We start from the raw sequence: 8268 nt of genomic DNA, 5'->3' as shown, positions 1-8268 counted from the left end.
TAAGACGCGTCGATGGCGTTTTTTAACGCAGAATCGCGTTCTAGAAAGACGCTTCGCGAGGCTCAGCGTGACATGCAGGCCGGGTTGCGTAACGTCAGTTCGTAAGTCGCTTCGCTCGTTTCCCGCTTTACTTCGTTAGTCGCTTCGCTCGTTTCGCGAGGAAGACGATCCCAAAAATTCGCGGCTATGAGGAACAGAGTTGCCGCTCGAAAAGCAGAGAACAGAAAATCTCAACGGTTTCTGAAGCCCATATCCGGCCTTTCTTCGCGGGTGAGCATGTCGATGAAGGTTTCAAATCGCCTCCGTCTGGTTTCGGGTTTCTTCGCAGACGTCAATCCGTAGGCGATGACATACCGACTCGATTTGTTGAGCGTTTCGAAAAACTGTTTCGCCTTCGGCCTGCCCTCAAGAGCGGCTAAGAAATCCGCCGGCACGTTTGTTTCACTTGCTGTATAGGCGTTCTCCCACCGGCCATCCGCCTGGGCGGAGCGAACATGTACAAGCCCTGGCTCCTGCATCCGGCCCTCGCTTATCAAGCGCTCTGCATGTTCTCTGTTCCTCTTCGACCAGTTGCTTCGAGCTTTCCTGGGGGTGAGCCGCTGGATATAGGCCTGGTCGTTAAGTGATTTCTTGACGCCATCAATCCAGCCCCAGCACAGCGCCTCAATCACGACATCGTCCCAGGTCACACTCGGAATCCCGGTCCCTTTCTTGAATATCTTCACCCACAGCTCACTTTTTGTGGCGTGATGTACCATGAGCCACCGGCCGAGATCTGCCGGCAATGCAAAGGTGATGAGTTCAGCGGGGTCGGGTTCAGGCATACATCTAGATTCACTTCGGCATAACAGGTTGCCACTCAGCCGCAGCACGCGGCGGAGCGGTTGGAGAGGGCAACGTAGACGTTGACGGTAAAAAGAGACATGGCGCTGAAGCGCGCTGTCGGCCTGCAGTGGCGGGTTCTGCCGCCCTTGAGGGTGCGTTAGTGGGCGGGAAACCCTGCCATCTCCGTGACCCGCCGCGCCTGCCTCAGATGTCGCTGGCCGTGCACCACAAAGATCGCCAGGCAGTCATCCAGGCTATAGGTCACAAAGCTTAACAGAGGAGACGTGATGATCGTCGTCTCCGGATCGATCTCGGCTGACAGGTTCTGAATGTGATCGATCAGTTCCGCCTGATGGGCGCTGAAGCGCTCAACGATGCGACCGTCGATCTCGCTGGTGGACGGCTCGGCCTTCGACGACGTCTTGTATTTCTTATGGTTCTCCGGACTCAGGTTACGAATCAAGTACGCTCCGAAGAAGCCGCTGAACGGGGAGTACCGTTCCCATAATGACGGCTCCACACCGCCCGCCCGGAGCTGCTGAAGAAGGGGAAAGTACTGACTGTGCGTCGTGATCAAGTGATCGAAGCACTGCCCCACGCTCCAGCTACCCGAGTCTGGTTTCCAGTTGAGCTGTTCCGGTGAGAGTGTGCCGAACTGCGCTCGGGCCTGAGCGGCGGTCTTGGAAAGCTCGGCGGCGACTTCCTGGATGCGCTCTTCCATTTGTCTGCGACTGGTCTATAAGCCGTGATCGGGACTGGTGCTGTGAGGCGGCAGAACTAACAATATCCTGTCACTGTCAAGATAACACGACGTACCTCCCGAATACAACGATGTAAAAATTACACGCTTACGGCGAGGATATGCTCACTATTCGGCAACTGTCCGGATATCAGACGACGTCCTGAATCCTGGTATTCCGCTTTTAAGACCATCTTTCGCCCAACACCTTGAGCGCCTCCCGCGCCGGCCAGATGGTTTCGCTGGACCTGCCCGAGCACAGGCAAGGTGTCTCACCCAGCCGCTGCTCGGCAATCCGCAAGTCCCGATCCCCCCAGTCGTCTTTTGGTAAGTAATACGGGATCGATTGTGCGAAATCCACCATCTGCCCGGTGAGAGATCTGCTGGCCGTGGGCCCCACTTCGATGTCTACCATGGTTTCCCCCTCCCGCTCTATCTGGCCATGGGGTACGTCAAGTGCGACAAGTCGCGACTCGTCCCTATCACAACAGGTCATAAGCCGCGTGCCATCCGGGTGGATCCCCGCGTTCGCGAGGATGACGAAGACCCTTCGAGAGTGCCTGCCCCGGCATTGACCGGGCGACTACGAAGCGCCCTATTGAGGGACAACTCTCACAACGCCTCCACCCCCACCCCTTCCTCCAGATTGTTCGGCGGATGGACGATCACCTCGTCGCCCTCGGAGAGGCCTGATAACACCTCGGCGGTCAGGCCGGCCTGGTGGCCGATCTCCACAGCCCGCTTCACGGCCTTCCCGCCTTCGTCCACAAACGCGGCCCAGCCGCCATCCTCCCGGAACAGCGCACTCGTCGGGGCGAGCAACACGTCGTCGCTCTCCCAGATCACGAACTGCGCCAGCACCCGGAAGCCGGAGCCGAGGCCGGCGCGGTGCGCGGCCGGCGAGACGAGGTCCGCCACGACGGCCACGCGTTTCTCCTCGACGCCGAGGGACGAGACGGTCGTCACACCCTGGGGCTCGACGCGGGTGACGACGGCCTTCAGCACGCCCTCGCCGCCCCAGCGGTCGAGCATGACGTGCGTTCCGGGGCGGATGCGGACGGCGTCCTGCGACAACACGTCCACCCGCACCTCCAGGCTATCCACATCCCCGATCTCCATCAGCGCCTCGCCGGGCATCACCTGGCCCTCGCTTTCCCGGTACACGGCCAGCACGGTGCCGGCCGTCGGGGCGCGGAGGGTCTGCCGCACTCCGGCGCCGCTGCCTTCGGTGTAGGCCACCACGGCCCGGGCGCTCGCGAGGTCGGCCCGGGCGGCTTCGACGGCGGCCGTCGCGGCATCGCGCTGGGCGACGGCCTGCAGGGCGACGGAACGGGTCTGCTCGCGTAGCTGCTGCGTGGCGGAGCCGGACTCAAACAACCGCTCGGTCCGCGCCCGCTCTTCTTCGGCGTTCGCCGCCGCCGCCGTGGTGGCGCGCACCTGCTCCTCGGCCTGGCTCAGCATCGCCTCCGCGGCTTTTACGCGCTGCTGGGCTTCGGCGGCGGTCCGGGGGTCGAGGATCGTCGGGCGGGGCGGTTCGAGGCGGACGAGCTCCTGGCCTTTCGCCACCCAGTCGCCGGCCTTCATCTCGATCCGCCGGGCAAACGCCATCACGGGCGAGGTGACCACGTAGCGGTGTTTCACCTGGGTCTCCCCTTCGTCCTCCACGATCACCTGCAGGCTGCCACGGGTGATGGCGGCGGTCTCCACGAGCACGGGCTTCGGCATGAACCCGTAAGCGACAGCCAGCACCACCAACACGGCGACGGCGATCATGATCAAGCGTTTACGTGTCAGACCCTTCATCTATTCTCTCGTTTTGAGGACCCCCACGAGGTCCAGGTGGCTGAGCTTGCGGCGTACGATGAGGGCCGAGATCGTCGTGGCCACCAGCACGACCAGTGCGGCCAGTGCGAACGTCTTTTTCTCGAGCACCATCGGAATCTGGTACAGGTCCGTTTGCAGCCCCTGCACGACGCCGGCCGTCATCCCCGTCCCCATCAAAAACCCGAGGGGGATGGCGAGCAGGGTGAGCACGGCCAACTCGCCCAGCAGAATGTAGGCGATCTCCCCCCGGGTAAACCCGAGGACGCGGAGGCTGGCGAGTTCGCGGTCGCGCTCGGATAGCGCGATCCGGGCGCTGTTGTAGACGACCCCGAAGGCAATGACGCCGGCAAAAAAGCTGAGGATAAACGTAAACGTGAGCATGCTCTCGGCCGACGTCTCCATAAACGACGCGATGGCCCGCTCCTGCGCCACGATGCCGATCACGGAGGGCCGCCGTTGCAACAGCCGGGTGAGCCCCTCCTCCTGATCCCGATCCGTCGTCAGCAGCGCGCCTGAAATAGCCTGGCCGCCGCCGACGAGTCGGTTGACGGCGTCGAGGTCCATGTACGCCGCCACGCCGAGGTACTGGCGGGTAAGGCTGACGACGGGCGCCTCGCGCACGAGCCGGCGGCCTTCCTGTACCTCCACGGTCACCACGTCGCCAGGGCGGACGTGGAGGATTTCGGCGAGGCGTTCCGTGAGGATGACGCCCTCGGCGGGGATGTCGATCGAGCGCAGCTCGGTGTCGATGACGCGCCGCAGGTACGCGTCCCGCGGGATGCCCTGGACGGCGGTGTCGTAGCTCCAGTGCCGGTGGCGGAGGGTGACGGGCGCCATCCGGAACGGCTCGGCGTGGATCACGCCCGGCAGGGCTTTGAGTTCGTACAGCGAGGCGGTGGACGTGGGCTGGGCGAAGGAGATCGTCAGGTCGTCCCGCTGGGCGATGCCGTACTGGATACGCAGGATGTAATCGAACGCGCCGCTCATGAACAGCCCCATGATGAGGATGGCGCACGAGCTGGCGATGCCGGTGATGGTGAGCAGGGCCTTCACCGGCTGCCGTTCGAGGTTGCGGAGGATCATCCGGGTGGGCTGGTCGAGGTATTTCTGGAGGCCGATGCGCTCGACGACCGTCGGCCGGTAGGACGCCGGCGGGGCCGGCCGCATGGCCTCGGCCGGCGGCAGCTTCACGGCCCGGCGCACGGCGCGGATGACGCCGGCGAACGTGGCCCCGATCGTCAGCGCCACCGCCGCCGACACGACCGATGGGTCCAGCGCGTATTCGAGGTACGGAAACCGGTAAAACGTCAGGTAGAGGTTACCCATCCCGCGCCCCATCCACATCCCCAACACCACGCCGGCGGCCGCGCCGGAGAGAGCTACGACAAACACAAGTTTGGTATAATGCCAGCCCACCGTGCCGTTGCTGTACCCGAACGCCTTGAGCACGGCGATCTGCTCGCGCTGCGTCCCAATCAGGCGGGTGACGACGATGTTCAGCAGGAACGCGGCCACGGCGAGGAAGATGACGGGCAGCATCGTCGCCATGCTGCGGAGCTGCCGGAATTCTTCGGTGATGTAGAAGTGCGACGGCTGCTGCGCCCGACGGTTGACGCCGACGCCGCCGTAGGCGCCCAGGATCTGATCGAGGCGGTCCATCACCGTCTCTTCGTCGACACCCGGCGCCAGGGTAAACGCCACGTCGTTAAACGCGCCGCCCATGTCGTACGCGGCGGCCAGCGCTTCGCGGCCCATCCACAACACCCCGAACCGCTGGGGGTCCGGGAAGAGGGATCCGGGCTGGATCTGCATCAAAAACTCGGGCGACAGCGCGATGCCGGCCACCCGCAGCGCCTTCCGCCGGCCGTTGATGACGGCGGTGAGCCGGTCGCCGGGCCGGAGGCCGTGCGCCTCGGCGAATACCTCGTTGACGAGCACCTCTTCCTCGCGCCCCGGCTCGATGAGCCGGCCCTCGCGGATGTACAGCTGGTTGAGCGCCGGCTGCCGGCCCTCCGGGATAGATACCAGCTGACCGGACACCGGTTGGTCGAACCCCGGCACCTCGAGGTTGACGCCGGCGGTAACCCGCGTCATCACCTGGCTCACGCCTTCGACACCGCGGAGGGTTTCGAGGAGGGTCTCGGGTGCGCGGCGGACGCCGGCGAACAGGTCGGCGAACCGGTACTCCGTATAGTAGCTGTCGAGGGTCCGCTGCAGCGCGCCCATAGTGGAGGTCATGGTGACAAAGGTCGCCACGCCGCTGACGATCACGACCGCGATGGCCAGGGCCGGCCCGCGCATGCCCCACAGATCCCGCAGCATTTTCCGGTCGATCGCGCGCATCTTACCAGGTAAGCTCGCCGGGAGCCTTTTTGTGGGTGTTGGTGTGGACGTCGGTAATCCGCCCGTCGCTGAGGTGGATCACACGTCCGGCCATTTCGGACTGCGCCACGTTGTGGGTGATGATCACTGTCGTCGTCCCGATTTCCCGGTTGACGCGGTCGAGCGCTTCGAGGACGATCACGCCGGTCTGGGAGTCGAGCGCGCCGGTGGGTTCGTCGCACAGCAGCACCGCCGGCTGTTTGGCGATCGCCCGCGCGATGGCTACGCGCTGCTGCTGGCCGCCGGAGAGTTGCGCCGGAAAATGATCCATCCGATCCCCCAGCCCCACCAGGTCGAGCGCTTCCTCGGGCTTCATGGGGTTGTGGGAGATTTCGGTGACGATGGCCACGTTCTCGCGGGCCGTGAGGCTGGGGATGAGGTTGTAGAACTGGAACACGAAGCCGACGTGGTGCCGGCGGTATTCGGTCAGCTGTTTGTCGGTGGCGCGGGTGAGGTCCTGGTCCTTGTAAAGCACGGTCCCCCCGGTGGCGGTATCCAGCCCGCCGAGGATGTTGAGCAGGGTGGATTTCCCGGAGCCGGACGCGCCGAGGAGCACGACGAGTTCGCCGCTGTAAAAATCCACGTCGATCCCGCGGAGGGCATGGACCTGCACTTCGCCCATGTCGTAGACCTTCGTGAGGCGGCGGGTGCTGAAGACGGTGTTGGCTTCCATATCGCTCATCGGATCTCGCCGAGGGTGAAACGCAGCGCGGCGAGGGCCATCATCTGGCCGGCTACCGCCTGGGCGGCCCGGGATTGCGCCAGCCGCAGCGCCTCTTCCACCTCCAGCATCGTGCTCGTGAGCGCGACCCCTTCCTGGTGTTGCTGCTGGACCACCCGGTAGGCTTCTTCCGCCTCGCGGACGTTTTGTTGGATGACATTGTACGACGCCTCGGCGCGTTGGACATCCAGGTATCGGCTGGTGATCGACACCGCGATCTCGTCCCGCGCGTAGGCGAGCCGGGCTTCGGCGCCCTGGAGCCGGGCGCGCGCCTCCTGCGTGCCGGCTTCGCGCTGGCCGCCGTTCCACAGGTTCCAGCGGACGGCCACGCCGGCCTCCCAGTTGCCGCGAAACGCATCCTGATCGAGGAAGAAGTACTGGTTCGGACGCGAGTAGGCGTACCGGCCCGTCGCCACGATCTCCGGGAGCCAGCCACCCTGCGAGGCTTTGACATTGGCTTCGAGGGCCTCAACCTGAGCGACCAACCCATCCACCTGAGGATGCTGTGCCCCGGCACGAGCAAGAAGCCCGTCCAACGCGTCCACCGTGTCCACCAAGTCCACTGCAACAAGTTGGATGATGGCATCCAGCGGCAACCCGATTAGTCGGTTCAGTTCGAGGCGCGCCACTTGAACGGCGTTGTCCCGCTGGATCTGTTCGAGCTGCACTTCCGAGCGGCGGGTCTGGGCGGTCAGAAGGTCGCTTTCGAGGGCGGCGCCGGCGTCGCGGCGATTGCGCACATCGTTTACATACGCCTCGACACGGGCGAGTGAGGCGGCCACGGCGGACTGTAGACCTTGCGCCTCATACAGCCGCCAGTAGGCCTGTTTGATCTGAAACGCGACATCCGCCTCCTGCCATTCGGCGTCCATCGCCGCCGCCTCGGCCTGGTGGGATGCCGCCTGGATCTGGTGGTGGATGCGGAGCCCGGTGAAGAGCGGCTGCTCAATCCCGATCTCCGAATAATACCGATCCAGCACCACCGGGGCGAGGGTTACCTCGATGTCCGTCCCCGGCTGGGTGAAGGTGATGGCGGGGATGTTGTCGCTGAGGCGAGTGTAGCTGCCCTGCGCGGTGACGGACGGCCGCCGCGCGGCTCGGGCAGCGCGGTAGACGGCGTCGGCCTCGGCGGCGCCGGCCTCGGCGGAGCGGATGAGGGCGTTACGCTCGAGGCCAAACTGCACGGCCTCCTCGGCGGTGAGAGTGCGGATGTCCTGGCCGGCGGCGATGGCTGGGAAGAGCAGAAGGAGGAGCAATCCTCCCCATCTTTTTATGTCATCCATGGGTGTGATCCTTACCTAGCGCCTTGGCGATCTGGTCCAGATGGCCCCGGTTGTGGGCCGCCACCTTGTCGAACTCCTGCTTCAGGGTACGCACGCCGGCCTCGTTGTGCACGAATTCCTTGTGCCCGTCCGCTTCGTAATGGAGCCGCGCATAGTGGATAACGCCGGCGCGGGTAGCCAGATACAGGTCTCTGGAAAGGGGCAGCGGCCTGCCTTCATAGTCGAGCCCCTGCGCCCAGGCGTCCTGGTCGAACGCCCAGATCACCTGGCGCGGCTCGCTGATTACCCGCCGGATGCGGTCGAAGAGTACCGTCTCCGCATCGGATAGGTGGTGGAGGAGCTGGCGGACGGTCCATTTGCCGGGCGCGTAGCGGAGGCCGAGCCGGCGGTCGTCGAGGTCGAAGTGCCGGAGCGTCTCGGCGCGGGTCTGTTCGAGGAGGTCGAGAATAGGCATGGGGGTAGGAAACCCTTCGGGTATTGAAGACCCTAAGGGG

General features: G+C 64.5%; 8 protein-coding genes. All 8 read right to left on the bottom strand.

Features of this window, described 5'->3' with window-relative positions:
* Positions 1–230 precede the first annotated feature (230 nt).
* Entirely contained in the window at positions 231–824 is a 594-nt protein-coding gene (locus tag SH809_06580) for a YdeI/OmpD-associated family protein (protein MDZ4699351.1), read from the bottom strand.
* A gap of 158 nt (positions 825–982) precedes the next feature.
* On the bottom strand, positions 983–1546 hold the full coding sequence (locus tag SH809_06575) for a DinB family protein (protein MDZ4699350.1): 564 nt from the start codon (positions 1544–1546) through the stop codon (positions 983–985).
* Positions 1547–1748: 202 nt separating this feature from the next.
* Positions 1749–1979: a hypothetical protein gene (locus SH809_06570; protein MDZ4699349.1), complete on the bottom strand. Its 231-nt coding sequence runs from the start codon at positions 1977–1979 to the stop codon at positions 1749–1751.
* A 197-nt stretch (positions 1980–2176) separates the two neighbouring features.
* Positions 2177–3367, bottom strand: coding sequence for an efflux RND transporter periplasmic adaptor subunit (locus tag SH809_06565; protein MDZ4699348.1), 1191 nt, complete (start codon positions 3365–3367; stop codon positions 2177–2179).
* Positions 3368–5731 (bottom strand): FtsX-like permease family protein, encoded by a 2364-nt coding sequence (locus SH809_06560; protein ID MDZ4699347.1) that lies wholly within the window; start codon positions 5729–5731, stop codon positions 3368–3370.
* A gap of 1 nt (position 5732) precedes the next feature.
* Positions 5733–6452 (bottom strand): ABC transporter ATP-binding protein, encoded by a 720-nt coding sequence (locus tag SH809_06555; protein ID MDZ4699346.1) that lies wholly within the window; start codon positions 6450–6452, stop codon positions 5733–5735.
* Entirely contained in the window at positions 6449–7774 is a 1326-nt protein-coding gene (locus SH809_06550; GenBank protein ID MDZ4699345.1) for a TolC family protein, read from the bottom strand. The genes SH809_06555 and SH809_06550 overlap by 4 nt, the downstream gene beginning before the upstream one ends.
* Complete coding sequence (locus tag SH809_06545; protein MDZ4699344.1) at positions 7767–8228, bottom strand: DinB family protein; 462 nt, start codon at positions 8226–8228, stop codon at positions 7767–7769. Before SH809_06545 ends, SH809_06550 begins: the two co-directional genes overlap by 8 nt.
* Positions 8229–8268: the final 40 nt, after the last annotated feature.

It is taken from the genome of Rhodothermales bacterium, assembly GCA_034439735.1.
Classification (GTDB): domain Bacteria; phylum Bacteroidota; class Rhodothermia; order Rhodothermales; family JAHQVL01; genus JAWKNW01.
This window is presented reverse-complemented; position numbering and strand designations above follow the sequence as displayed.

Excerpts from the sequence above, each read along its gene's own strand:
- SH809_06580 (MDZ4699351.1), bottom strand. The coding sequence starts at position 824 with ATGCCTGAACCCGACCCCGCTGAACTCATCACCTTTGCATTGCCGGCA.
- SH809_06575 (MDZ4699350.1), bottom strand. The coding sequence starts at position 1,546 with ATGGAAGAGCGCATCCAGGAAGTCGCCGCCGAGCTTTCCAAGACCGCC.
- SH809_06570 (MDZ4699349.1), bottom strand. The coding sequence starts at position 1,979 with ATGGTAGACATCGAAGTGGGGCCCACGGCCAGCAGATCTCTCACCGGG.
- SH809_06565 (MDZ4699348.1), bottom strand. The coding sequence starts at position 3,367 with ATGAAGGGTCTGACACGTAAACGCTTGATCATGATCGCCGTCGCCGTG.
- SH809_06560 (MDZ4699347.1), bottom strand. The coding sequence starts at position 5,731 with ATGCGCGCGATCGACCGGAAAATGCTGCGGGATCTGTGGGGCATGCGC.
- SH809_06555 (MDZ4699346.1), bottom strand. The coding sequence starts at position 6,452 with ATGAGCGATATGGAAGCCAACACCGTCTTCAGCACCCGCCGCCTCACG.
- SH809_06550 (MDZ4699345.1), bottom strand. The coding sequence starts at position 7,774 with ATGGATGACATAAAAAGATGGGGAGGATTGCTCCTCCTTCTGCTCTTC.
- SH809_06545 (MDZ4699344.1), bottom strand. The coding sequence starts at position 8,228 with ATGCCTATTCTCGACCTCCTCGAACAGACCCGCGCCGAGACGCTCCGG.